The following is a 23,367-nucleotide window of genomic DNA, read 5'->3' on the forward strand; positions in this document are numbered from 1 at the left end:
CCGGGTGCCGGTCCACGGGGGGGCCGCCGCCCAGGGCCCTCGCAGGCCCCTAGCCGGCCTTCGGCTCGCCCTCGATCCGCCCCGCCAGCACGGGCTTCAGCACCTCGCGGGCCTCGCGGAGCACCGCGGCGGTGTCGTCCCAGGAGAGGCAGGGGTCGGTCACCGAGCGGCCGAAGGTGAGCTTCGAGAGGTCCGCCGGGATGGGCTGGTTCCCCGCCTCGAGGAAGCTCTCGATCATGAGCCCCACCACGGAGCGGTTGCCGCGGCGGATCTGGTCCACCACGTCGTTCACCACCTTGGGCTGGAGCTCCGGCTTCTTCCAGGAGTTGGCGTGCGAGCAGTCCACCACGATGTTCCCCGGCAGGCCGGCCTTGGCGAGCGCCTCCTCGGCCATGGCGATGGAGACGCTGTCGAAGTTGGGCCGGCCGCCGCCGCCGCGCAGCACGAGGTGGCCGTGGCGGTTGCCGCGGGTCCGGATCACCGCCGAGCGCCCCTGGTCGTTGATGCCCAGGAAGGCGTGCGGCCGGGCCGCCGAGAGGATGGCGTTGACCGCGCCGTCGATCTCGCCCTCGGTGCCGTTCTTGAACCCGACCGGCGTGGAGAGGCCGGAGGCGAGGTTCCGGTGGGTCTGCGACTCGGAGGTGCGGGCGCCGATGGCGGTCCAGGCGATGAGGTCGCCGCGGTAGTGGGGCGCGATGGGGTCGAGCGCCTCGGTGCCGGCCGGGAGCCCGAGCTCGTTCACGTCGAGCAGGAACTTGCGGGCGCGCTCCATGCCCTGGCGGATGTGGAACGAGCCGTCGAGGTCGGGGTCGTTGGTGAACCCCTCCCAGCCGGTGGTGGTGCGCGGCTTCTCGTAGTAGACGCGCATCACCAGGAAGAGCGTGTCGGCGAGCTCGTCGGCGAGGGCGCGGAGGCGGCGCGCGTACTCGAGCCCGGCGACCGGGTCGTGGATCGAGCACGGGCCGACCACCACGAGGAGGCGCGGGTCGCTCCGGTCGAGGATCGCCTCCACCGTCCGCCGCCCCTCGACCACGGTGACCGCCGCCTTCTCGGAGACCGGGAGCCGCTGCTTCAGCTGGTCCGGGGGCGGCATCGCCTCGAAGCTGCCCACGTTCAGGTTCTCGGTGCGCTCGAGCGGGTGCCCGCCGGCGGCCAGCTCCACCCGGACGAACCCCGCGATCATGTCGCGGTAGAGCGCCTCGACGAGGTCGGGCTCGATGTCCTCTCGCTGGGCGAGGCCGCGCACGTGCGCGATGACCTGCTCCTCGCGGGCCGGGTCCTTCACGCCGTCGGCGGTCCGCTTGAACCGGCCGGCGGCGAGCGCGTAGGCGCGGCGGCGGGCGAGCAGCGCGACGAGGTCCTGGTCGAGGGCGTCGATCCGCTCGCGGACCTCCTGGAGGGTCTGGCAGGGAGCGATCGTGGCGGAGCCGGCTTCCTTGGGGGGCGTGGCCATGGGACCGATCACGCTACCACGGCCCCCAGGGCGCGCGCACCAGGGGGCCCGGCCCGGCCGGCGCCGCGCGCTTCACGCGGGGTGCCCCGAGGAGCCGGGGACCGGGCCGGGCGCGTCCCGGTCACCCGGGCTCGCGCGCGCTCGACGAAGGCGGGAGCGTCTCAGCGCGATCGCTCCACGAGCGCCACCCGCCCGTCGCGCGCCCGCTCCCGCCAGCCCGGCTCCGGCGCCGCGAGCCCGATGGTCAGGGCCACGCCGATCTCGGGAGGGAGGGCCGCGAGCGTCGGCCGGAGCCGCACGTCGCGCCCGGTGTGCTCGGCGAGGAGCGCCTGGTTCGGGTAATCGACCGGCACGAGCCCCAGGCTCGCGCCCGGGGGCGGGAGCGCGCCGGCCCGCGCCGCCAGGGCGCCGAAGCGGCAGGGGCGGACCGTGGGGGCGGCGAGCCGGAGCGGGAGCGCCGCCAGGAGCGCGATCCCGGCGAGCGCCGCCAGCCGGGGCAGGAGCGCCTCCGCCAGCGGCGCGCGGCCGAGCTTCACGAGGAGGTCGTCGAGCGCCGCGCCGGCGAGCAGCGCCAGCGGCGGGAGGGCCGGCAGGAAGTACCACCAGAACGAGCGGGCCGCGGCGCTGAAGGCGCCGAGCACGAGCGCCGCCCAGAGGAGCAGCCCGAGCCGGCCCCGCCGCTCGCGGAGGAGCGCCAGCGGCGCGAGGGCCACGATCGGCAGGCCGCGGCCGAGGAGGTCCGAGAGGAGCTGCAGGTGGCCGCGCCCGTCGGTCCGGCGCCCGGTGATCGAGGCGAGGAGCTGGTCGTGGAGGTAGCCCTGGAGATAGGCGCCGCCGGTCGCGACGCGGTCGGCGGCGGCGAAGGCGGCGATGGGCAGGAGGACGCCCGCGAGCACGAGGGCCCAGGCGCGCCCCGAGCGCAGCGCCTCGCGCCGCCCGGCGCAGAGGAGCACCAGCGCCGCCGCCACCGGCGCCCCGAGCGCCGGCGCGCCCTTCACGAGCGCGCCCAGGCCGGCGAGGAGCCCGCCGAGGAAGAGCCGCCGCCCGCTCGTCCCGGCCCGGAGCAGCACCGCCACGCAGAGCGTGAACAGGAGCACGAGCGGCGGGTCGAGCTTGGCGGTCGGGCTCCAGCGGAAGAAGGAGTCGTTGGTGGCGAGGAGGAGCGCGCCCAGGAACGCCGCCCGCGGCCCGAGCAGGTCGCGTCCGATGGCGAAGGTGGCGGCGAGGGTGCCGAGCGCGCAGAGCGCGCCGAGGAGCCCGAGGTGGAGCCCGGGCAGGAGCGCGAGCGCGCCGGCCTGCGCCCAGATCCAGAGCGGCGGGTGCTCGTGGAAGGCCGGCAGCGCCTCCGCGAGGTAGCGCAGGTGGAACGGCGTGCGGTCCTGCGCGAGGTGGCGGGCGATGACCGCGTACACGGCGCCGTCGTTCTCGTCCACGTGCACCACGAGGAGCGAGAAGGTGAGCCCGGCGAGCAGCAGCAGGGCGCCGGCGAGGGGGAGGCGGTCGCGGGACAAGGCGGGGGCGACCCTAGCCCGGAACGGGGTCCCCGGTCATCCCCGGCGCGGCGAACGGGTTGCGCCGCCGCGCCGGCGCCCGCATGAGCACCCGCAGCATGCGCGCGGCCCGACCCGAGAGCGAGCTCGACCTGGCGGAGTGGGGGGCCGACGCCATCCTGCGGTCGTACGAGCTCTTCCGCGAGGAGTTCAACCGGATCACCGGCCGCGCCCGCGCCCGGTTCGAGGCGCGCGACTGGCGCGGCATCCAGCAGGACGCGGTGGAGCGGCTCGACCTGCGCCCCCGCTCGGTGCAGGAGCTGGTGCAGGCCCTCGAGGCCCGCTGCGCCGGGGCGGCCGAGCGCCACGCCCTCTTCGCCGGGATGAAGCGGCTCTACGCCGCCCGGATGGCCGGGCGGCACGACGTGGAGCTGGCGGAGACCTTCTTCAACTCGGCGACGCGCCGCGTGCTCGGGACGGTGGGGGTGCAGCCGGACCAGGAGTTCGTCGCCTCGGACTGGGAGCTCCTCGCCGCGCCCTCCGCCGAGCCGGTCTACGCCACCTACCGGCCGGAGGGCGGCACCGAGGCGCTCTTCCGGCGGCTGCTCGGGGACCGCGCCTTCCGCGTGCCGTGGCGCGACCTCGCCGGCGACGCGCGGCTCGCGGCGGCGGAGCTCGACGCCTTCCTCGCGTCCACCCTCGACGGCCGCCCGCTCGACGCGGTCGAGCTCGCGCGGCCGGTCTTCTTCCGCAACAAGGGCGCCTACCTCGTGGGGCGGCTCCGGCGCGGCGACGCGCTCTCCCCGCTGCTCCTGCCCCTCCTGAACGGCGAGGGCGGGATCGCGCTCGACGCGGTGCTCCTCACCGAGCGCGACGCCAGCATCGTCTTCAGCTTCACCCGCTCCTACTTCCACGTCGAGATCGACCGGCCGCACGACCTCGTCTGGTTCGTGAAGTCGCTCCTGCCCACCAAGCGGGTGTCCGAGATCTACATCGGGCTCGGCTACAACAAGCACGGCAAGACCGAGCTCTACCGCGAGCTGCAGGAGCACCTCGCCCACGGCCACGACCGCTTCCGGGTCGCGGCGGGGGTGCCCGGGATGGTGATGGCGGTCTTCACCCTCCCCTCGCTCGACCTCGTCTTCAAGGTCATCAAGGACCGCTTCCCGGCGCCGAAGAGCACCACCCGCGCCGAGGTGATGAGGAAGTACGCCCTGGTGTTCCGGCACGACCGCGCCGGGCGGCTCGTGGACGCGCAGGAGTTCGAGCACCTCGCCTTCGAGCGGGCCCGCTTCGAGCCGGCGCTGCTCGAGGCGCTGCTCCGCGACTGCGGCGAGTCGGTCCGGCTCGAGGGCGACCGGGTGGTGGTCCGGCACCTCTACGCCGAGCGGCGGCTCGTGCCCCTCGACCTGTACGTGCGGGACCACGACGAGCCGGGCGCGCGCGACGCGGTGCTCGACTACGGGCAGTGCATCCGCGACCTCGCCGCCACCAACACCTTCCCCGGCGACCTGCTCCTCAAGAACTTCGGGGTCACCCGGCACGGCCGGGTCATCTTCTACGACTACGACGAGCTCTGCCCGGTGACCGAGTGCCGCTTCCGCGACCTGCCGGCGCCGCGCGACGACGGCGAGGAGACGGCCGCCGAGCCCTGGTTCTACGTGGCCGACGAGGACGTGTTCCCGGAGGAGTTCCTGCGCTTCCTCGGCCTGCCCGGCCCGCTGCGGGAGGCGTTCCTCTCGGCCCACGCCGAGCTCCTGACCGCCGGCTTCTGGCGCCGCTGCCAGGAGCGGCTCCGCGCCGGCGAGGTCATCGACATCTTCCCCTACCGGCAGAGCCAGCGGCTCGGTCACTCCGGCTGACGCCAGCCTGCTCCCGGGCCGGCCGGCGGAGCGCGTGCCCCGGCCGCGGCCGTAGATCCCCGACCGACCCGTCCGGATGCGTGTCTCGACGGGTGAAGGTCGGCTAGAACGGGGCCCGAGAGGGCGCTCCGTTGGTCGCAGACGACGACATCCCGCCGGCCTCGGGTCCGGGCGAACCGCTGGCGACGGCCATCTTCGAGCTGATGCCGGCCGGCGTCGCGCTGCTGCGGGGCGAGGAGCTCGTCTACGAGTACGTGAACCCGGCCTACCAGGCGATGGTGGCCGGCGCGTCGCTGGTCGGGCGGCCGTTCGGGAGCGCCTGGGTGGAGATGGGCGATCGGCTCCGCCCCGCCCTGCGCGAGGTGCTCCGGACCGGACGCCGGTTCGGGGGCCACGACCAGCCGCTGCCGGTCCGCCGCGGCCGCGGGCTGAGCACCGCCTGGTTCGACTTCAGCGTGGACCGCCTCACCGACCCGCGCGGCGGGCCGGACCGGCTCCTGATCCTCGCCACCGAGACCACCGCCACGGTGCACGCGCGCCGCGTCGCCGAGGAGAGCGCCTCCCACAGCGCCAAGGCCCTGCGCGACCTGCAGGCGGTGGTGGACGCGCTCTCGGTCGGCGTGATGATCGCCGACCCGGCCGGCAACCTGCTGGTCCTCAACTACGCCGCCGCGGCCCTGCACGGCTTCGGCACCGGCGAGGACTACCAGCTCGGCCTGCGCGAGCTGTCGTCCCTGTTCCGCGTGCGCGACCTCGCCGGGCGGGAGCTCGCGCCGGAGGACTGGCCGCTCGGCCGGATCGTCCGCGGGGAGTCGTTCGACGACCTCGAGTTCGAGCTGGAGCGGCCGGAGCAGGGCTGGCGGCGCATCCTCTCGTACGGCGGCCGGCCGGTCGCCGGCGAGGGCGGGCGCCCCTTCGTGAACGTGCTCACGATCCGCGACGTGACCGCGCTGCACCAGGCCGAGCGCGATCGCCGCCAGCTCTTCGAGCGGGTGCAGCGGCAGGCGGCGCAGCTCGAGGCGGTGCTCGCCGCCATCGCCGACGGGCTCATCATCTACGGCCCGTCCGGCGAGGTGCTCCACATCAACCCCGCCGGCCGCGACACCACCGGGTTCGGCGACGAGCTGCTCGAGCGGCCGCTCGCGGCGCGCCTGCGCGCCGGCGACCTGGTGGACGACGCCGGGCGGCCGATCCCGATCGAGGAGACGCCGGCCTGGCGCGCGCTGCGCGGCGAGACGAGCCGGGGCCGGGTGGTCGGGATGCGCCGCCCCGACGGGCAGCGCATCTGGCACTCGGTGAGCGCCGCGCCCATCCGCGGCCCCACCGGCGAGGTGCAGGGCGCGGTGGTGAGCCTCACCGACGTCTCCGCCATCCGCGAGCTGCAGGAGCAGCGGGCGGACCTCATCCGCACCCTCTCGCACGACGTGCGGACCCCGCTCAACGTGATCGTGAACCAGGCGGAGCTGCTCCGGATGAAGCCCTCGCTGGAGGGGCTGCCGCGGCGGCTCGCGTCGATCGCGACCAGCACGCGCCGCATCACCGCGATGATCGACGACCTCGTCGAGATGGCGCGGATCCAGCTCGGCCGCGCGGCGGCGCAGCAGGCGCCGGTGGATCTCCAGGCCTTCCTCGCCGAGCTGCTCGACCGGCTCCGGGGGACGCTCCCCGTGGAGCGCGTCACCGCGGAGCTGCCGCCGGGCCTGCCGCGCGTCGCCGCCGACCCCGGCCGGCTGGAGCGGATCCTGGTGAACCTGCTCGGGAACGCGCTCAAGTACTCCGAGGGGCCGGTGCGGGTCGGCGCCCGGGCGACCGGCCCGAACCTCGAGCTCGCGGTCGCGGACCAGGGGCGCGGCATCTCCGCCGAGGACCTGCCGCGGATCTTCGACCGGTTCTTCCGGGCCGGCGACGTCGGCGAGACCGAGGGGATCGGGCTCGGGCTCTACGTGGCGCGCTCGCTCGCCGAGGCGCACGGCGGGACCATCCGCGCCGAGAGCGGCGGCCCGGGCCAGGGCAGCGTCTTCACGCTCGTGCTCCCCCTGGCGGCGGTGCCGGCGCCATGAGCGACCCCGGGGTCGGCGGCGGCGCGCCACAGGCGGAGCGCCTCCGGGTGCTGCTCGTGGAGGACGACGACGACCTCCGCGAGATCACCGCCGAGTGCCTCGGGATGGAGGGCTTCGAGACCGACGCGGCGCGCGACGGGCTCGACGCGCTCGAGCGGCTCCAGGCCGATCCGCTCCCGCACGCGCTGGTCCTCGACCTGGTCATGCCGCGCATGGGCGGCCTCGAGCTGCTGGAGCGGATGCGCGCGTCCTCGCGGCTCGCCGGGATCCCGGTGGTGGTCGTCACCGGCACGCCGCCCGCCACCCGCCCCGCCGCCGAGGCCCTCCTGCAGAAGCCGGTGGACTTCGGCCAGCTCTGCCGGGTGCTCCTGCGGATCCTGGAGCGCTCCGCCGCGAGCGGCTGAGCCGGACCGCCGCCCCCGTTGGAGGACGAGCGCCGCCCGGGCGGAGGGGTTATGCTCGCGCCCCCCGCGCACTGGAGGAGTACATGACCGCCGCGTCCCTGTCAGAGCTCGCCCCGCCCACGCGCCTCCTGCTCGGCCCCGGCCCGAGCCCCGTGTCGCCCCGCGTGCTGCGCGCGCTCGGGACGCCGCCGCTCGGCCACCTCGACCCCGCCTTCCTCGTCATCATGAACGAGCTGCAGGCGGCCCTGCGCGAGGTGTTCCGCACCCGGAACCCCTTCACCATCGCCGTCTCCGGCACCGGCTCGGCCGGCATGGAGGCCGCGCTCGTGAACCTGCTCGAGCCGGGCGACACCGCCGTCGTCGGCGTGAACGGCGTCTTCGGGGCGCGGCTCGCCGACATCGCCGGCCGCTGCGGCGCGAAGGTCGTGAAGCTCGAGGCCCCCTGGGGCGAGGTCTTCACGCCCGCCGAGGTGGAGGAGGCGCTGGCGCGCGAGGGGAACGTGAAGCTGGTCGCCCTCGTCCACGCCGAGACCTCGACCGGCGCCCGGCAGCCCATGGAGGGGATGGGCGACCTCTGCCGCCGGCACGGCGCGCTCCTCGTCCTCGACACCGTCACCTCCCTCGGCGGCCTCCCGGTGGAGGTGGACGCGTGGGGCGTGGACGCCTGCTACTCGGGGACGCAGAAGTGCCTCTCCTGCCCGCCGGGCCTGGCTCCCCTGACCTTCAGCCCGCGCGCCGTCGAGGTGCTGAAGTCGCGCAAGCAGAAGGTGCAGAGCTGGTACCTCGACATGAGCATGATCGCGGACTACTGGACCGAGGGCAAGCGGGCCTACCACCACACCGCGCCCATCAACATGGTCTACGCGCTCCGCGAGGCCCTGCGGCTCGTGCTCGAGGAGGGGCTCGACGCCCGGTTCGCCCGCCACGCCCGCCACAGCGCCGCGCTCCTCGCCGGCCTCGCCGCCCTCGGCTGCCGTCCGGTGGCCGCGGAGGGGCGCCGGCTCCCCTCGCTGAACTGCATCTTCGCCCCCGATGGCGTGGCGGAGGCGCCGGTGCGCAAGGCGGTCCTCGAGGAGTTCGACATCGAGATCGGCGGCGGCCTCGGCCCGCTCGCCGGCAAGGTCTGGCGCATCGGCCTGATGGGCGACGGCGCCCGCCAGGGCAGCGTGGTGGCCGTCCTGTCGGCGCTCGAGCAGGTCCTGGCCCGGCAGGGAAAGGTCTCTCGCCCCGGCGTCGCCCTCGAGGCCGCGCTGCGGGTGTACGAGGGCTGACGCGACCGGCGCGCGGGGCCGCCCCCTCCCCTCCCGCGTCGCGGGACCGGGGAGCGGCCCGCCCTACCCGCCGAACCCGAGGAAGAAGCTCCCGGCCGGCCCCCGCCCCGTCGTGCTCTGCGCCACGTCCAGGCCGATGGCCGGCAGCGCGACGTTGCGCAGGTAGAGGCGGACCCCGACGCCGGGGGACGCCCAGGAGACCCGCCGCCCCTCGTACCCGAGCACCCCCGCGTCCACGAAGCCGAGGGCCGTGAGCGTCCCGAAGGCGGGGCGCCAGATCGGGATCTGATAGTCCGCCGTGAAGGTGGCCGCCCGCTCCGCCCAGAGCCCCGCGTCGTCGAAGCCGCGGGTCCCCGGCCGTCCTCCGAGCCGGACCGCGTCGAGCACCGCGTCCCCCTGGCCGAGGTGCAGCGCGGTGGAGAGCGACGCCGCGTGCCCGTCGAAGACGCGGAAGGCCCAGGTGCCCTGCACGAGCGCGGCGCGGAGGAAGCGGTCGCTCCCGAGCGCCGGGACCCCCTCCCGCCAGCGCGCCCGCAGCGCCGGCCCGACGTTGAGCCAGTCGCGGTAGTCCTGCCCCTGGTACTCGAGGTCGGCCGACGGCCCGTGCGCCGGGCGCGCCCGCGGCGGCGCCGCGAAGCCCGGCTCCGGCTCGCTCACCTCGCTCACCCCGAACCAGCCGGCCCGGAGCGCCAGCCGCGGCGTGAGGAGCCACCCCGCGCGCACCGAGACGTCGGCCCGCTTGTCGCGGAAGGAGTAGGCGCCCTCGCCGCCCTCGGTGCGCTCGCGGACGACGTCCTCGAGCGCCGCCTCGGCGGCGACCACCACCCGGCTCTGCGCCACGCCCGGATCGCGGTAGAGCGCGATGGCCTGGCTGCCGCGGGTGGACCAGGAGCCGATGAGGACCAGCTCCTTGCGCAGGCCGAGCAGGTTGGTGTCCATGAGCGCGCCGCCCACGCGGAAGGCGCCGCGCGAGGCGCCCATGAGCGGGAGGAGGAGGAAGGTGCGCCGCTCCTCCACCGCGACCCGGAGCACCACCCCGCCCTGCGGCTCGCGCTCGGCCCGGACCCGGACCGAGCGGAAGATGCGGAGGTTGTAGACCTGCTGCTCGAGGGCCGAGAGGTCGTCGGGGTCCACCGCGTCGCCCGGCGACACGCCCAGCGCGCGCTCGATGACGTGGCGGCTGGTGCGCTCGTTGCCGTCCACCTCGACGGCCCGGACCCGCTCGGCGGCCGCCGCGGCGGGGCCGGGGGCGCCGGCCGCGACCAGCGTCGTCGCGAGGAGGGCCAGCAAGCGGGCGGGCGGCGGGGGCACGCCCTTGCCTACCCCGCGCGCCGGCGCCGTTCAAGAGGTCGGTTGGACGGCGCCGACCGGCGCCTCCTGCAGCTTCACCGCGAGCGCGGCCGCGCCGAGGCGGCCCAGCGCCCCCAGGCCGAAGAGCAGGTGGAGGTTCCCGCCCGGGCGCGAGAGCGGCTCCAGCGCGCGGGGCAGCGCGAGGAGGAGCGCGCCGCCCGCCGACGAGGCGAGCGCGTAGGCGAGGCCGCCGGCCGTCGCGAACGCCGCCAGGTAGAAGGGCCGCCCCTCGCGCGGCGCCGTCTCGAGCGGCAGGGCGAAGCTCGCGAGGGCGTGGCCGCCGAGGAGCGCGCCCGACACGAGGGCGTCGAGCGCGATGGGCCAGGGGAGCTCGGCGCTGGCGCCGATCCAGAGGAGCGGCGTCGCGGCGAGCCCGAAGGAGCAGGCGGCGAGCACGGGTCGCGCGCCGGCCCGGTCCACCGCCCTGCCGAAGAGCGGCGCCGCGGCCATCCGCGCCACCGCCGCGGCCGTCGCGTGGAGCGCCACCCGGGCGTAACCGAGCCTGAGGTTCTGGAGCAGGTGCACCTGGAAGAAGCTGCCGGAGAGCCCGACCGCGCCGTTCCAGGCCACGAGGAACAGGAGGACGCGCCTGGCGCGCGGGTCGCGCAGGGGCTGGAGCGCGGCGCCGAGCGCGAGCCGCGGCTCCGCCGGCCGCGCGGTGCTGCGGGCCTGCAGCGCCATGAGCCAGGTGGTCGCCGCCCCGGCGACGCAGGCGACGAGCGCGAGCGCGGAGAGGACGCGGCCGGTGGCCGGCCCGGCCGCGTCGAGCGCCAGGCCGGCGGCGAGCGCCGCCGCGGTGCCCGCGAGCGTGCAGAGGGAGGTGCGCGCGCCGAAGTAGCGGCCGCGGACGCGGGCCGGCACGAGGTCGCCCATCCAGGCGGTCCAGGCGTTGTTGCCGACCACCGCGAGGAGGCTCGAGGCGGCGGCGACGGCGAGCAGGAGCGCGCGGGCCCCGCCCTGCGAGAGCGGGAGCCAGGGCAGGACGACGAGCGGCCAGAAGACCTGCCGCGACGCCGCGACGGCGGCGATCGCCACCCGGCGCCGGCCGAAGGCGCTCGTCACCAGCGCCGCCGGGAGCTGCGCCAGGTGGGCGAAGAACGGGAGCGCGCCGAGCAGCCCGAGCCAGAGCGGTCCGCAGCCGAGGTGCAGCGCCCACCCGGCGAGCACCGCGCCGGCGGCGAAGCCGCTGCCGACCGAGCAGGCGCCCACCACCTCGGCCGCCATCCCCTCGGCGGTGGAGAGCGACAGCGCGCGGCGGAGGGCGTGGTCGGTTCGGCGCTCGATCGTGGGCACGGCGGCTCGCGCGCCGGGACGACGGCGCGGCGGCACTGTCCCACGGCCCCACCGGGGCCTCAAGGACGGCCGGGCGAGCGGGCGAACGGCTACCGGTGCTTGCGGTAGGTGCCCATCAGCTCGGCCTGCGCGAGCACGTGGCCGGCCAGGGCGGCGAGCAGCTCCGCCTTGGTCGGCGCGCCGAGGTCGGGCAGGACCGCGTCGAGCGCGTAGAGCTTGAAGAAGTAGCGGTGCCGGCCGATGGGCGGGCACGGGCCGGTGTAGCCCGGCCGCAGCGCGTCGTTCTTCCCCTGGCGCGCGCCCTCGGGCAGCGGCGGCTGCGGCGCGCCCTCGGCCAGCGCCGACGCGGTCGCCGGCAGGTTGTAGAGCACCCAGTGGACGAACACGCGCTGAGGCGCCGCCGGATCGGGGGCGTCGGGGTCGTCGGCGACCAGGGCGAAGCTCTGCGTCCCCCTGGGCGCGCCGCTCCAGGCGAGCGGCGGCGAGTGGTGCTTCCCCTCGCAGGTGTGCACCGCCGGGATCTCCGCGCCGGCGGCGAAGGCAGGTGAGCTGAGCGTGAGCGGCATGGCCGTGGACTGTACCCCGCGCCCGCCGGGCCGGCGGCGGTCATCCGGGGGCGCGCCGCCGATCCGGGGCCGCGGGGGCGCTCAGTGCAGCGCCTCGACGATCGCGTCGCTGAACTTCCCCAGGTCGTCCGGCTTGCGGCTCGTGATCCAGTTCCGATCGCGCACCACCGGGTCGTCCTTCACCTGCGCGCCCACCTGCCGCAGGTCGTCCTGCACCGTCGCCCAGGCCGTGAGCGTCCGCCCCTTCACCAGCCCCGCCGTCATGAGGAGCTGCGGCCCGTGACAGACCGCGGCGATGAGCTTGTCGTCGCGGTCGAAGGCCTTCACGAACTCCACGAACCTGCGGTCGATCCGCAGGTGGTCGGGGGAGTAGCCGCCCGGGATGAAGAGCGCCTGGTAGTCGCCCGGGCGCGCGTCGGCGATCCCCTTGTCCGCCTTCACCCGCTCCTTGCCCTGCTTGCCCGCGATCTCCTGGCCGGCGTGCTCGCCGATCACCTGGACCTCGTACCCCTGCGCCCGCATCCGATCGTACGGGACGCGGAACTCCGAGTCCTCGAAGCCGTCGCCCAGCACGCACGCCACCCTCGCCCGCTGCGCCATCGTCGCTCCTCTCCGCGGCGGTCCCGCCGCTCGACATGCGGAAACGTGGGCACGCGCGCCGGCGCGGGCCAGCGTGCGGCGCCGGCGCGCGCCGCTTAGGAATGGCGCGCATGCCGGACCGTCCCCGCTCGCTCTTCCCCCGGGAGCACGGCGCCTATGGACAGGTGCTGCTCCCGCTCGTCGCCGGCCTCGCGGTGGGGCGGCCCACCGTCGCGGCGGCGCTCCTCGCGCTCGCGGCGCTCACCGCCTTCGGGGCCCACGAGCCGCTGCTCGTGCTCGCCGGCCTGCGCGGCCGCCGCCCCGCCGAGGAGGACCGGCCCCGGGCGCGGGTGCTCCTCGCCCGCCTCGCCGGCCTGACCGCCGCGCTCGGGCTCGCGGGCGTGGCGCTCGCGCCCCCCGAGGCCCGGGTCGCGCTCGCCGCCCCGGTCGTGCTCGGCGGCGGCGTGGTGCTGCTCGTCGCCTCGCGGCGGGAGAAGACGCTCGCGGGCGAGGTGGTGGTGGCGGCGGCGCTCTCGTCCTGCGGGCTCCCGGTGGCGCTCGCCGGCGGAGCGACGGTCCGCGTCGCGCTCGCCTGCTGGATCACCTGGATCCTCGGGTTCGCGGCGGCGACGCTGGCCGTGCAGGTCATCCTGGTGCGCGCGCGGACGAAGGGCGGGCGCGATCCCGGCCCGCTCCACGCCGCGCTCGCCGCCGCGCTCGCCGGGGCCGCCGCCGCGCTCGCCGCGGGGGGCGCGCTGCCCTGGGTGGTGCCGGCGGCGCTCGCCCCCATGGCGCTCGCGTCGATCGTGGTCTGCCTGGCCCGGGTGCCGCCCAAGCGGCTCAAGGAGCTCGGGTGGGCGATGGTCGGGACGTCGCTCGTGACCCTGGCGGTGTTGCTCGCCGGGTTCCGCTAGGGGATCCTCGAAGGGGAACCCGGCACCGGCTCTCAGGGCGCGGGGGCGCCGGGCTCGGGGCGCTCGGCGCATCCGACCCGCGGCGCGAGCGGCAGGAGCACCGTGAAGGTGGATCCGCCGCCGGGCGTGCTCTCGACGGCGATCTTCCCGTCGAGCGCGTCCACGATCTGCCGCACGATCCAGAGCCCCAGCCCGAGCCCGCCGTAGTGGTGGCCGGTCACGGCCCGCTCGAACCGGCCGAAGATCCGCTCCTGGTCGGAGGGCGCGATGCCGATCCCGTGGTCGCGGACGGTGAGCCGGGCCCGCTCGCCCTCGCGGCGGAGCCGCACGTCCACCGGCTTGCCGCCGCCGTACTTGAGCGCGTTGGAGACGAGGTTCGTGACCACCTGGTCGAGCCGCAGCCGGTCGCAGGTGGCGACGAGATCCCCCTCGAGCGCGCAGTGGATGGGGACCTCGCCGCGGGTCTCCTCGAGCGCCCGCGCCACCACCTCGCCGGTCACCGCGGCGAGGTCGAGCTCCTCGAGTTGGAGCACCAGCTTGCCGGCGGTGATGCGGGAGATGTCGAGCAGCTTCTCGATGAGCCGCGCCAGCCGGTCGGTCTGCCGCTCCGCGCTCTTCACCCGATCGAGCAGGACGGTCCGGTCCACGACGCCGCGCGCGACCCCGCGCGCCAGGCTCTGCACGTTGAGCCGCAGCGCGGAGAGCGGGGTCTTGAGCTCGTGCGACGCCACCGAGAGGAACTCGTCCCGGATGCGGACGGCGTCCTGCGAGTCGCGGTAGAGCCGCGCGTTGTCGAGCGCCAGGGCCACGCGCCCGGCCAGATCCTCGGCGGCCGCGAGCTCGGGCGCGCCGTAGCGGCGGGCCCCGTCGTACGAGAGCAGCACCATCGCGCCCGACACCCGCCCGCGCGCGGCGAGCCGGACCACCAGCGCCGACTCGGCCCGCAGCCCGCAGTCGCCCTCGGCCCGGGGCGGCGCCTGGCAGAGGGCCGGCTCGCCGGTGTCCACGACGTGGCGCACCCGCGCCATCGGCTCGAACCCGAAGAGCGCGCGGAGCTGCTGGTGCAGCGCCTCGGTGCTGCCCTGGGCGGACCGCCAGCCGCCGCTCGCCCCGGCGAGCCAGAAGCCGATCCAGTCGCCCAGCGCCGGGACCACCACCCGTCCGAGCCCCTCGAGCAGCTCGTCCTGCTCGAGCGAGCTGCCCACCAGCGCCGCGACGCGGTCGAGGAGCTCGAGCCGGCGCCAGGCCTCGGCCGCCCGCCCCTCCTCCCGGTCGGCGCGCCGCGCGGCCCGGGCGGCCCGGTCGCGCTCCCTCGTGGCGAGGAGCGCCAAGCCCGCCATCCGGCAGAGGGACTCGGCCACGGCCACGTGCACCGCCCGACCGGATTCGCCGGGATCGGCCCAGCGGAGGTCGAGCCGGCCGAGGAGCGCGCTCGCGGCGGTGATGGGGAGGTCCGCCGGAACGTGCACCGGCGCGCCGGAGAGGCCGACGGTGGCGCGGTGCGCCGTGCGGCTCCCCTCGCCCTCGTCGAAGAGCTCCACGCCGGCCGAATCGGCGAGCGCCGGGACGGCCAGCGCCGCCAGCGCCGTCGCGAGCTCCTGCTCCGAGGCGCAGCCGCCGAGCGAGCGGGCCGCCTCCGCCAGGAAGGCCGCCGCGTCCGCGGCCCCGCCCAACGGCGAGACGGCCGGTGGCAGCAGCCTGCGAGGCAGTGTGGTCGTCCGTTCTGTCAGAAGCGCCCCCGCGCGGGGAGCATCTTCGCTCGCCGTCGAAAACCGGGTCAATCCCCTGTCGGGAGCCCCTCGCCAACTCCGCGAATCCAAGCCGTATTCTGGCCGCGGGGGTAGGACGTTGGTACAATTCCTCCCTCGTGCGAGTCCTGCTCTCCAACGATGACGGCGTCCAGGCCGCCGGCCTCGACGCCCTCGCCACCGCCTTCGAGGGAGACGAGGTCTGGGTGGTGGCCCCGGACCGGGAGCAGTCGGCGCAGAGCCACGCCATCTCGCTCCACCGGCCGCTCCGGATCTCCGAGGTCGGGCCCCGCCGCTACGCCGTGGACGGCACGCCGACCGACGCCGTCTACCTGGCGATGAACCACATCCTGCAGGGCCTGCGCCCCGATGTGGTGGTCTCGGGCGTGAACCACGGTCCCAACCTGGGCAACGACGTCCTCTACTCGGGGACGGTCGCCGCCGCGATGGAGGGGGCGCTGCTCGGCTGCCACGCCATCGCGGTCTCGCTCGCCTCCCCGCCGCCTCACGAGTTCTCCGACGCGGCCCGGTTCGCGGTGGCGCTCGCCCGGCGGGTGGTGGCGGCGCGGCCGCCGGCGCCGGTGCTCCTCAACGTCAACGTGCCGCCCGGGCCGGTGAAGGGCTTCCGCTTCGCGCGCCTCGGCCGCCGGAACTACGGCAACGCCGTGGTGGAGAGCGTCGATCCGCGCAACCGCAAGTACTACTGGATCGGCGGCGAGGCGGCGCCGCACGAGGACCTCCCCGGCTCGGACTGCAACGCGGTGCTCGACGAGGGGCTCGTCTCGGTCACGCCCATCCACCTCGACGTGACGCACGACGCGCTCCTGTCCGAGCTGCGCAGCTGGACGCTCGAGGGGTTCCGCAAGGAGCCGGCCCGGTGAGCCGCCGCGCGCTCGCCTGCGCCTTCCTCCTCCTCGCCGCCGGCTGCGGGCTGCACCGCGGCGAGGCGATCGCCCCCTCGCTCCACCCCGAGCCCGACCTCGCCGGCGTGCTGCACGAGGTGAAGCGGGGCGAGACGCTCTACCGGATCGCGCGCGCCTACGGCCTGCCGCTCTCGGAGCTGATGGAGGCGAACGGGCTCAGCGATCCGCGCAAGCTCGAGCCCGGCACCTCGCTCTTCGTCCCCGGGGCCTCGCGCGAGGTGGAGGTCCCGGCGCTCGCCGCGGGCCGGCCGGAGGCGGAGGCCGACGAGCCCGCCGGGGAGCACGCGCTCCGCTGGCCGATCCGCGGGCTGCTCTACAGCCGCTACGGCCAGCGCCAGGGGCAGCGCCACGACGGCATCGACATCGCGGCGCCGGAGGGCACCGTCATCGGGGCCGCCGCGCCCGGCAAGGTGGTCTACGCGGGCGAGCAGTCGGGCTACGGCTCGATCGTGATCCTCAAGCACGCCAGCGGCCTCGTGACCCTCTACGCGCACGCCAGCGCGCTCCTCGTCCGGGAGGGCGAGGAGGTGGACGCCGGCGCGCCCATCGCGAAGGTGGGGCAGTCGGGCCGGACCACCGGCCCCCACCTGCACTTCGAGGTGCGAGAAGGTGCGCGGCCCCGGAACCCCATGCTGTACCTGCAGTGATTCTACGCTCCGTCCGTGGAGCCCGATCCCGGCTTGTGAGACAAGATTGCCCAGAGAGACCCTCGAGGTCTTTCGGACCGCCTCGGCCGATACCCCCCCCATCGGCCAGGCGGTCTTTTTTTGCCCTCTCGCCGGCTCCGCTAAGATGCCCGCCATGGACGCCATTCGAGCCCGCATCCGCGACGTTCCCGACTTCCCGAAGAAGGGGATCGTCTTCAAGGACATCACCCCGGTCCTGCAGGACGCCGCGACGTTCAAGCTGACGGTGGACGCGCTCGCGGACCGCTGGCGCGGCGAGCGGATCGCGAAGGTGGTGGGGATCGAGTCGCGCGGCTTCATCTTCGCGGCCCCCCTCGCCTACGCGCTCGGCGCGGGGCTGACCATCGTCCGCAAGCCGGGCAAGCTCCCGTGGGAGCGGATCTCGGAGGCGTACGCCCTCGAGTACGGCCAGGACGCGCTCGAGCTGCACATCGACGCCATCGGCCCGGGCGACCGGGTGGTGGTGGTGGACGACCTGCTCGCGACCGGCGGCACCGCCGAGGCGGTGGGCCGGCTGGTGGCGCGCCAGGGGGCGCAGCTCTGCGGGTACTCCTTCGTGGTCGAGCTCGCCTTCCTGAACGGGCGGCGGCGGCTCGGCTCCGAGCAGGTCAGCAGCCTCGTCACGTTCTGAGCCGCGCGGGCGCGCGCCGGGTCGCCCTTCGCCGCGCCGGCTATCTTCCCCTCGTGGAGGCCTCGCTCCAGTTCCTCGGCACCGCCGGCGCCCGGCACGTCGTCGCCGCCCAGTCCCGCCACTCGGGCGGGCTGGTCTGGCGGGTGGCCGGCGCCACGGTCTGGGTCGACCCCGGGCCGGGCGCGCTCGTCCGCGCCCTCTCGGCCGCGCCGCCCCTCGACCCGGCGGCGGTCACCGCGCTCGTCCTCACCCACCGCCACCTCGACCACGCCGGCGACGCCACCGCCGCCGTCGAGGCGATGACCGGCGGCGGCTTCCACGCCCGCGGCGCGCTCTACGCGCCGGCCGACGCGCTCGACGAGGAGCCGGTGGTCTTCCGGTACGCGCAGCGCTTCCCGCGGGCGGTGGTGCGGCTCCGGGCCGGCGGCTCCTACCGGCTCGCGCCGGGGCTCACCCTGGAGACGCCGCTCGCCCACGACCACGGCGTCGAGACCTACGGCTACCGGCTCGCGTTCGGCGGGCTCACCGCCTGCCACGTGGTGGACACCTTCTGGATGGACGCGCTGCCGGAGGCGTACGCCGGGGCCGACCTCCTCGTCGTCAACACCACCCGCCGCTCCGGCCGCGACCGGCGCATCCTGCACCTCGGCGCCGACGACGCCGAGCGGCTGGTGGCGGCGGTGCGGCCCCGGCTCGCCGTCCTGACCCACTTCGGCAAGCAGCTCCTGGCCGGCCCGCCGGCGCGGTTCGCCCTCGCCATCTCGGAGCGGACCGGCGTGCCGGTCGTGGCGGCGGAGGACGGGATGATCCTGCCGCTCACCCCGGAGGCGCTCGACGCGCCGGGCGCGCCGGGTTAGGACCCCGCCGGATGCACGTCGAGATCCCCTTCGCGCCGGCCGCCGTCGTCGCGGCGCACGACGAGACCGCCGCCCTCCGGGCCGTCTCGCTCCAGCTGCCGCCGGCGCTGGCGCGGTCCCACGAGCGCCCCGGACAGGTGGTGAAGCTGCGCGCGCCGTCGGGGGAGAGCTACTTCGCGCTCGCCAGCGCGCCGCGCGCCGACGGGCGGGTCGACCTCCTCGTGAAGCGCGGCGGGCGGGTCGCCGACGCCGTGGTGGCGGCGGCCGCGCCGGGCGCGCTCCTGGACGTGAGCCCGCCCATCGGCAAGGGCTTCCCGGTCGAGGAGGCGCGCGGCCGCGACGTGCTCCTCTTCGCCGCCGGGTCGGGCATCGCGCCGATCCGCGCGGTGGTGCAGCACCTCGTCTCGCGGCGCGCCGAGGTGCGGCGCGTGACGCTCTTCTACGGCCAGCGCCACGGCTCGGAGTTCGCCTACGTCCGGGAGCACCTCGACTGGGAGCGCGCCGGGGTGCGGGTGGTGCTCTGCCCCTCCGGCGAGGACGACGCCTGGCCCGGGCTGCGCGGCCGGGTGCAGGAGGTGGCGCGCACGCTCGCCTTCGGCGGCAGCGCGCCCGGCGAGTCGGTGGCGTTCGTCTCGGGGATGACCTCGATGGTGGACGACGTGCGCGCCACCCTGGCCGAGGCGGGCGTCCCGCCGGGCCGGGTGCACCTCAACTTCTGACGCCGGCGCCTCGCAGTTTCGGCGCCGCGCGCGGGGCGGCGTCCGCTACACTCGCCCCCATGGCGACCGCCACCACCGCCCGCGTCGCGCTCATCCTGCTCGTGGTCCTGGCGGCGGGGCTCCTCGGGGTCCTGCTGTCGCCGTTCGCGAGCCCGTTCTTCATCGCCGCGGTGCTGGCCGGCGCGGTCCACCCCTGGATGGAGTCGCTCTCCCGCCGCCTCGGCGGGCGCCGCCAGCTCGCCGGGACGGTGCTGCTGCTCGCGCTGGTCGTGGTGGTGCTCGTCCCGCTCGGCTGGCTCGGCACCGAGCTGGTGCGGCAGGTGATCGGCGCGGTGGGCTGGCTGCGCGAGGCGCTCCAGAGCGAGGGGACCGCGGGGCTCGTCTCCGAGCTGCCCGGCTGGGCGCGGCCGCTGGTGCAGCGCGCCCTGGACGGCCTGCCGCACGGCCTCGAGGAGCTGCAGTCGCTGGCGGCCAGGGAGGGCGGGCGGGCGGCGGTCGCCCTGGGCGGGATCCTCGGGACCGCCGGGAGCTTCCTCTTCAAGACGGCGATGTTCCTCATCGCCTTCTTCTTCTTCCTCGTGGACGGGCCGAGGCTCGTGGCGTGGGGGAGCGCGGTGCTGCCGCTCAAGCGCGGGCAGCTCGCCGAGCTCCTCGGCGACTTCCGCAACGTGACCGTCTCGGTGCTCCTCTCCACCATCGCCACCGCCGGCGTGCAGACGGTGCTCGCGGTGATCGGCTACGTCGTGGCCGGGGTGCCCAACGCGCTCTTCTTCGCCTTCGTCACCTTCGTCCTCGGGCTCGTCCCGGCGGTCGGCGCGACCGTGGTGGTCCTCGCCATGGCGCTCCTGCAGTTCGTGACCGGCCACCACGTCGCCGGCGTGGCGCTCGCGCTCTACGGCCTGCTCGTGGTCGGGATGATCGACAACGTGGTGAAGCCGCTGCTGATGCGCGGCCGGCTCGCCATCCACGGCGCGGTGATCTTCTTCGCGCTGCTCGGCGGCCTCGCGGTGTTCGGGCCGGTCGGGCTCGCGGCCGGGCCGCTCATCGTGGCCTTCTTCATCGCCGCGGTGCGCATGTTCGGGCGCGACTTCGGCGAGAACTAGCGCGACCGCGCGGCCGCGCCCGCTAGCCCTCCGGCTTGAAGGCGCGGAACGCGAGCAGCGTCTCGGTCTCGCGGATCCCGGGGACCCGCTGCAGCCGGCCGGGGATGAGGTCGCCGAAGGCCTCGGTCGTCGGGGCGTACAGCTTCACGAGCAGGTCGAACGGGCCGGTGATCGAGTGGACCTCCGAGACCCCGTCGATCTCCATCACCTTGTTCGCGACCTCGTCGATCCGGCCCAGCTCGCAGCGAATGAGCACGAAGGCGGCCTTCATCGTTTCCTCCCGGGTGGGGGCCGCTCGGGCCCGCTCGCACGCTACCTCAGGACCCGCCCGCCGTCCCGTCCCTTGCGGCGCGGGCGCTCACTCCCCATCGTGCAGAGTGGTGGGTGGGGTCGGTGGACGACAAGGGAGGGGTCGAGGGCGGTCGCCGGACACGGCGGCCGCCCTTCGCTTGGGCGGCTAGAAGGCCCAGCCCAGCGGGTAGCGCCCGGCCTCGAGCGTCGCCGAGACCACCACCTCTCGCAGGCCGACGAGGTCCACCGGCTCCTCCGAGTAGAGCTTCCGGAGCAGCGCGAGCTGCTCGGCGGCCGCCGCCGGCTCCGGGACGGCGCAGCGGATGGCGCGCCTCGCCCGGTCGCAGGCCCGCTCGTGGGCCTCGACCGCGTGGAGCCGGACCGCCGCCTCCACCACCGGATCGACCCGGCCGCCCTGGGCCGACTGGAGCGCCCGCGTCACCGCGCTGTCGGCGGCGTAGGTCTCCATGGCCACGTCGGCCAGCGCCCCGAGCACCTCCTGGTGCTCCGAGAGCTCCGGCCCGAAGGACTCGACCGCCACGCGGGTGGCGTGGATCATGAGCCACTTGTCGAGCTCGGCCAGCCGCCGCTCCCGCGCCAGCGGCCCCTTGCTCAGGGCCGGGAGCTCGCCGCTCCGCAGCGACGCGTCCACCGTGCCGGCGAGGTCGAGCAGCGGCAGCCCGCCCTTCATGGCCCGCTTCAGCATGGTGCCCGGGATGAGCAGCCGGTTGATCTCGTTGGTGCCCTCGAAGATCCGGTTCACCCGGTTGTCGCGGTAGACGCGCTCCACCGCGTACTCCTCGACGAAGCCGTAGCCGCCGTGGATCTGCACCGCCTCGTCGGCGGCGTAGCCGAGCGCCTCGCTGCCCCAGACCTTCAGGATCGAGGCCTCGACGTTGTACTCCTCGACCGCGGCGATGAGGTCGCGGTCGAAGGCGGGCGTGCCCTTCGCGGCCGGGGAGGCGGCGATGCGGGCGTCGATGAGCCCGGTGGTCCGGTAGGTCATCGCCTCGCCGGCGTAGACCAGCGCCACCATGCGGGCGAGCTTCTCGCGGATGAGCCCGAACTCGGCGATGGTCTTGCCGAAGGCGCGCCGCTCCTTCGCGTACTGCGCCGCGAGCGCGATGAGGTTGCGCGCGCCGGCCACCGAGCCGACCCCCAGCTTGAGCCGGCCGATGTTGAGGATGTTGAAGGCGATCTTGTGCCCCTTGCCGACCTCGCCGAGCAGGTTCTCGTACGGGATCTCGGCGTCCTCGAAGACGAGCGGGCAGGTCGAGCTGCCGCGGATGCCCATCTTGTGCTCCTCGGGGCCGACGGTGAACCCCGGGGAGCCCCGCTCGACGATGAAGGCGCTGAACTGCTCGCCGTCCACCTTGGCGAAGACGATGAAGACGTCGGCGAAGCCGGCGTTGGTGATCCACTGCTTGGCGCCGTTCAGGATCCACTTCTTGCCGTCCGGCGAGCGCACCGCGCGCGTGCGCGCCCCGAGCGCGTCGGAGGCGCTCGACGGCTCCGAGAGCGCGTAGGCGCTGACGAGCTCGCCGGTGGCGAGCCGCGGGAGGTAGCGCCGCTTCTGCGCCTCGGTGCCGAAGTAGACGATGGGCAGGGTGCCGATGCCGACCTGCGCGCCGAAGGTGACGGACCAGGAGCCGTTGCGCGCCATCGCCTCGGTGACGAGCATGCTCGTGGTCTCGTCCTGGGCGAGGCCGCCGTAGGCCTCCGGCACGTCGAGCGAGAGCAGGCCGAGGTCGCCCGCCTCGCGGAGCAGCGCCCGGAGCAGCTCGTAGTCCTTGTGCTCGATCCGGTCGGCGCTGGCGATGACCCGCTCGCGGGAGAACTTGTCGGCGACCTTGTAGAACTCGCGCTGCTCCTCGGTCAGGTCCTCGGGGGTGCGGATCCGCTCGGAGCCGGCCGGGACGAGGAGGAAGCCGCCGCCGGGGGGCAGCGGGGGGTCGGTCACGAGCTCGGGACGGGTCGCCATGCGGTGCTCCTGGGCTGATTCTCGGGTCAACGCCCAGAACATGTTGTCCGTGACGTGTCGCGTCAACCCGGCCTGCCGAGGGCCTTTGGGTGCGGCGAGGTGGCGATCTCGGTCGAGGGGATCGGCCGTGCGGCCGGCCGGCCGGCGCTCACGGCCAGGAGGGCTCGGCGCCGTGCCAGTCGGCCGTGACCTCGAGCCACATGGCGAGGCCGGCCCAGCGTCCGAACGGGGCGTACATCCGTCGGATCGCCCGGTCGGTCGGCTGCGTCTTCCGCCGGCGGAGCCGGGCCACCTTGGCGCGCGTCCACGAGTCGAGCGCCAGGTGGTCGTGGCGGCCGAGGAGCCGGAGCAGGTGCTCGGTGGCGTACGGGCCGAAGCCGGCGAGCTTCGCGATCTGCGCCCCCAGCGCCGCCGTGTCGAGCGGCGAGTCGCGCCAGGCCTCCACGTCGAGCGCGCCGCTCGCGACGTCGCGGGCGAGGGTGTGGAGGAACGGGGCCCGGTAGCCGGCCCGGACCACCTCCCGGTAGAACCGCTCCCCCTTCGACGCCATCGCCGCCGGGGTCGGGAAGGTCCGGCCGCCCCGGGGCGCGGGCTCGCCCATCTCGGTGACGAGCTTGGCGGTCATGGCCCGGGTGAGCGCCCAGGAGCAGTTGGTGGTGCAGAGGGTCTTCACCGCGTCCTCGAACACGGTGGGGGAGCGGAGCATGCGGCCCGCGCCGCGCTCGGCGGCCCAGCGGAGGTCGGGCAGCGCGGGGCGCCGTGGTGCCTGCTGCGCCGCGAAGCTCCGCACCAGCGCGTAGAAGGGCTCGAGGTCCTCGTCGAGCGCGAGCGCGGCCGAGAGCTGGCGGCGCGCCTCGGCCGCCTCGGCGGCGGAGAGCCGGCCCTCGGCGGTGAGCCGCACCGCGAGGCCGCCGCCCGGCCCGCCCCGCTCCGCCACCTCGGCGTGCACCGCGCGGCCGGGGCGCAGGAGCAGCGGGCGCGCCAGCACGCGCCGCTCGGCGTCCCAGGTCCAGGGCGCGAGGTCGTAGAAGCCGTGGGACCGGACGGTGAGGTCGAGGTCGAAGGGGACGGGGGTGTTCATATCTCACGGGGACTGCGTCCCCGCCCCGCCGGCAGAGCCGTCGGGGCCCCACCCCTGCTCGCCGGGGCCCTTGCGCCCCCGCGCCCGCCTTCGCGGGTCGCGGAG

21 protein-coding genes are annotated in these 23,367 nt (G+C 75.7%); 11 read left to right on the forward strand and 10 right to left on the reverse strand.

What is annotated here, in order from left to right:
- Positions 1-49: 49 nt before the first annotated feature.
- Positions 50-1,453 carry a 3-deoxy-7-phosphoheptulonate synthase gene (locus AMPC_RS09625; RefSeq protein ID WP_318654323.1) on the reverse strand — a complete coding sequence of 468 codons (1,404 nt, stop codon included), beginning with the start codon at positions 1,451-1,453 and terminating at the stop codon, positions 50-52.
- Between the two features lie 161 nt (positions 1,454-1,614).
- Complete coding sequence (locus AMPC_RS09635; protein ID WP_248345954.1) at positions 1,615-2,964, reverse strand: ArnT family glycosyltransferase; 1,350 nt, start codon at positions 2,962-2,964, stop codon at positions 1,615-1,617.
- A 98-nt stretch (positions 2,965-3,062) separates the two neighbouring features.
- Between AMPC_RS09635 and aceK the strand changes: the two genes are divergently transcribed.
- The 4 genes from aceK to AMPC_RS09655 all read left to right on the forward strand — a co-directional run bounded on the left by aceK (position 3,063) and on the right by AMPC_RS09655 (position 8,540).
- Positions 3,063-4,805 carry a bifunctional isocitrate dehydrogenase kinase/phosphatase gene (aceK, locus tag AMPC_RS09640; protein ID WP_248345955.1) on the forward strand — a complete coding sequence of 581 codons (1,743 nt, stop codon included), beginning with the start codon at positions 3,063-3,065 and terminating at the stop codon, positions 4,803-4,805.
- Positions 4,806-4,936: 131 nt separating this feature from the next.
- On the forward strand, positions 4,937-6,865 hold the full coding sequence (locus AMPC_RS09645) for a PAS domain-containing sensor histidine kinase (protein WP_248345956.1): 1,929 nt from the start codon (positions 4,937-4,939) through the stop codon (positions 6,863-6,865).
- A complete protein-coding gene (locus tag AMPC_RS09650) occupies positions 6,862-7,269 on the forward strand; it encodes a response regulator (protein ID WP_248345957.1) in 408 nt (135 codons plus the stop codon). Before AMPC_RS09645 ends, AMPC_RS09650 begins: the two co-directional genes overlap by 4 nt.
- An 83-nt stretch (positions 7,270-7,352) precedes the next feature.
- Positions 7,353-8,540: a pyridoxal-phosphate-dependent aminotransferase family protein gene (locus AMPC_RS09655; RefSeq protein ID WP_248345959.1), complete on the forward strand. Its 1,188-nt coding sequence runs from the start codon at positions 7,353-7,355 to the stop codon at positions 8,538-8,540.
- Positions 8,541-8,603: 63 nt separating this feature from the next.
- On the opposite strand, the gene AMPC_RS09660 is transcribed toward AMPC_RS09655, so the two are convergent.
- The 4 genes from AMPC_RS09660 to AMPC_RS09675 form a co-directional block, all read right to left on the reverse strand.
- Positions 8,604-9,851: a POTRA domain-containing protein gene (locus AMPC_RS09660; protein ID WP_248345961.1), complete on the reverse strand. Its 1,248-nt coding sequence runs from the start codon at positions 9,849-9,851 to the stop codon at positions 8,604-8,606.
- 30 nt (positions 9,852-9,881) lie between these two features.
- Complete coding sequence (locus AMPC_RS09665) at positions 9,882-11,183, reverse strand: MFS transporter (RefSeq protein ID WP_248345963.1); 1,302 nt, start codon at positions 11,181-11,183, stop codon at positions 9,882-9,884.
- Between the two features lie 89 nt (positions 11,184-11,272).
- Positions 11,273-11,749 (reverse strand): YbhB/YbcL family Raf kinase inhibitor-like protein, encoded by a 477-nt coding sequence (locus tag AMPC_RS09670; protein ID WP_248345965.1) that lies wholly within the window; start codon positions 11,747-11,749, stop codon positions 11,273-11,275.
- A gap of 81 nt (positions 11,750-11,830) precedes the next feature.
- The gene (locus AMPC_RS09675; protein ID WP_248345967.1) at positions 11,831-12,349 is read right to left on the reverse strand and encodes a type 1 glutamine amidotransferase domain-containing protein; all 519 of its coding nucleotides are present in this window, start codon (positions 12,347-12,349) and stop codon (positions 11,831-11,833) included.
- 110 nt (positions 12,350-12,459) lie between these two features.
- On the opposite strand from AMPC_RS09675, the gene AMPC_RS09680 reads away from it, so the two are divergent.
- Positions 12,460-13,242, forward strand: a complete 783-nt coding sequence (locus AMPC_RS09680; RefSeq protein ID WP_248345969.1) for a YwiC-like family protein — start codon at positions 12,460-12,462, stop codon at positions 13,240-13,242.
- Between the two features lie 32 nt (positions 13,243-13,274).
- Here the strand turns inward: AMPC_RS09680 and AMPC_RS09685 are convergent, their stop codons facing one another.
- The gene (locus tag AMPC_RS09685) at positions 13,275-14,915 is read right to left on the reverse strand and encodes a sensor histidine kinase (RefSeq protein WP_248345972.1); all 1,641 of its coding nucleotides are present in this window, start codon (positions 14,913-14,915) and stop codon (positions 13,275-13,277) included.
- A 194-nt stretch (positions 14,916-15,109) separates the two neighbouring features.
- Here AMPC_RS09685 and surE point away from each other — a divergent pair, with 194 nt between their 5' ends.
- The 6 genes from surE to AMPC_RS09715 all read left to right on the forward strand — a co-directional run bounded on the left by surE (position 15,110) and on the right by AMPC_RS09715 (position 19,909).
- Positions 15,110-15,871 carry a 5'/3'-nucleotidase SurE gene (surE, locus tag AMPC_RS09690; RefSeq protein WP_248345974.1) on the forward strand — a complete coding sequence of 254 codons (762 nt, stop codon included), beginning with the start codon at positions 15,110-15,112 and terminating at the stop codon, positions 15,869-15,871.
- On the forward strand, positions 15,868-16,560 hold the full coding sequence (locus AMPC_RS09695; RefSeq protein WP_248345976.1) for a M23 family metallopeptidase: 693 nt from the start codon (positions 15,868-15,870) through the stop codon (positions 16,558-16,560). Before surE ends, AMPC_RS09695 begins: the two co-directional genes overlap by 4 nt.
- Before the next feature lie 154 nt (positions 16,561-16,714).
- Positions 16,715-17,230: an adenine phosphoribosyltransferase gene (locus AMPC_RS09700; protein WP_248345978.1), complete on the forward strand. Its 516-nt coding sequence runs from the start codon at positions 16,715-16,717 to the stop codon at positions 17,228-17,230.
- Positions 17,231-17,283: 53 nt separating this feature from the next.
- Positions 17,284-18,087 (forward strand): MBL fold metallo-hydrolase, encoded by an 804-nt coding sequence (locus tag AMPC_RS09705; RefSeq protein WP_248345980.1) that lies wholly within the window; start codon positions 17,284-17,286, stop codon positions 18,085-18,087.
- A gap of 11 nt (positions 18,088-18,098) precedes the next feature.
- Positions 18,099-18,806 (forward strand): ferredoxin reductase domain-containing protein, encoded by a 708-nt coding sequence (locus AMPC_RS09710; protein WP_248345981.1) that lies wholly within the window; start codon positions 18,099-18,101, stop codon positions 18,804-18,806.
- Between the two features lie 59 nt (positions 18,807-18,865).
- Positions 18,866-19,909 (forward strand): AI-2E family transporter, encoded by a 1,044-nt coding sequence (locus AMPC_RS09715; protein WP_248345983.1) that lies wholly within the window; start codon positions 18,866-18,868, stop codon positions 19,907-19,909.
- Between the two features lie 22 nt (positions 19,910-19,931).
- Here AMPC_RS09715 and AMPC_RS09720 read toward each other — a convergent pair whose 3' ends face one another.
- The 3 genes from AMPC_RS09720 to AMPC_RS09730 form a co-directional block, all read right to left on the reverse strand.
- Positions 19,932-20,180, reverse strand: a complete 249-nt coding sequence (locus AMPC_RS09720; RefSeq protein ID WP_248345985.1) for an Lrp/AsnC family transcriptional regulator — start codon at positions 20,178-20,180, stop codon at positions 19,932-19,934.
- A 186-nt stretch (positions 20,181-20,366) separates the two neighbouring features.
- A complete protein-coding gene (locus AMPC_RS09725; protein ID WP_248345987.1) occupies positions 20,367-22,181 on the reverse strand; it encodes an acyl-CoA dehydrogenase family protein in 1,815 nt (604 codons plus the stop codon).
- Positions 22,182-22,329: 148 nt separating this feature from the next.
- Positions 22,330-23,262 carry a DNA-3-methyladenine glycosylase family protein gene (locus AMPC_RS09730; protein WP_248345989.1) on the reverse strand — a complete coding sequence of 311 codons (933 nt, stop codon included), beginning with the start codon at positions 23,260-23,262 and terminating at the stop codon, positions 22,330-22,332.
- Between the last annotated feature and the right edge of the window lie 105 nt (positions 23,263-23,367).

It is taken from the genome of Anaeromyxobacter paludicola, from assembly GCF_023169965.1.
GTDB classification, from domain to species: domain Bacteria; phylum Myxococcota; class Myxococcia; order Myxococcales; family Anaeromyxobacteraceae; genus Anaeromyxobacter_B; species Anaeromyxobacter_B paludicola.

What these genes read in the sequence shown, in the direction of transcription:
- AMPC_RS09725 (WP_248345987.1), bottom strand. Translation starts at nt 22,181, where the DNA reads ATGGCGACCCGTCCCGAGCTCGTGACCGACCCCCCGCTGCCCCCCGGC.
- AMPC_RS09720 (WP_248345985.1), bottom strand. Translation starts at nt 20,180, where the DNA reads ATGAAGGCCGCCTTCGTGCTCATTCGCTGCGAGCTGGGCCGGATCGAC.
- AMPC_RS09715 (WP_248345983.1), top strand. Translation starts at nt 18,866, where the DNA reads ATGGCGACCGCCACCACCGCCCGCGTCGCGCTCATCCTGCTCGTGGTC.
- AMPC_RS09670 (WP_248345965.1), bottom strand. Translation starts at nt 11,749, where the DNA reads ATGCCGCTCACGCTCAGCTCACCTGCCTTCGCCGCCGGCGCGGAGATC.
- aceK (WP_248345955.1), top strand. Translation starts at nt 3,063, where the DNA reads ATGCGCGCGGCCCGACCCGAGAGCGAGCTCGACCTGGCGGAGTGGGGG.
- AMPC_RS09730 (WP_248345989.1), bottom strand. Translation starts at nt 23,262, where the DNA reads ATGAACACCCCCGTCCCCTTCGACCTCGACCTCACCGTCCGGTCCCAC.
- AMPC_RS09710 (WP_248345981.1), top strand. Translation starts at nt 18,099, where the DNA reads ATGCACGTCGAGATCCCCTTCGCGCCGGCCGCCGTCGTCGCGGCGCAC.
- AMPC_RS09655 (WP_248345959.1), top strand. Translation starts at nt 7,353, where the DNA reads ATGACCGCCGCGTCCCTGTCAGAGCTCGCCCCGCCCACGCGCCTCCTG.
- AMPC_RS09675 (WP_248345967.1), bottom strand. Translation starts at nt 12,349, where the DNA reads ATGGCGCAGCGGGCGAGGGTGGCGTGCGTGCTGGGCGACGGCTTCGAG.
- AMPC_RS09650 (WP_248345957.1), top strand. Translation starts at nt 6,862, where the DNA reads ATGAGCGACCCCGGGGTCGGCGGCGGCGCGCCACAGGCGGAGCGCCTC.
- AMPC_RS09625 (WP_318654323.1), bottom strand. Translation starts at nt 1,453, where the DNA reads ATGGCCACGCCCCCCAAGGAAGCCGGCTCCGCCACGATCGCTCCCTGC.
- AMPC_RS09700 (WP_248345978.1), top strand. Translation starts at nt 16,715, where the DNA reads ATGGACGCCATTCGAGCCCGCATCCGCGACGTTCCCGACTTCCCGAAG.
- AMPC_RS09680 (WP_248345969.1), top strand. Translation starts at nt 12,460, where the DNA reads ATGCCGGACCGTCCCCGCTCGCTCTTCCCCCGGGAGCACGGCGCCTAT.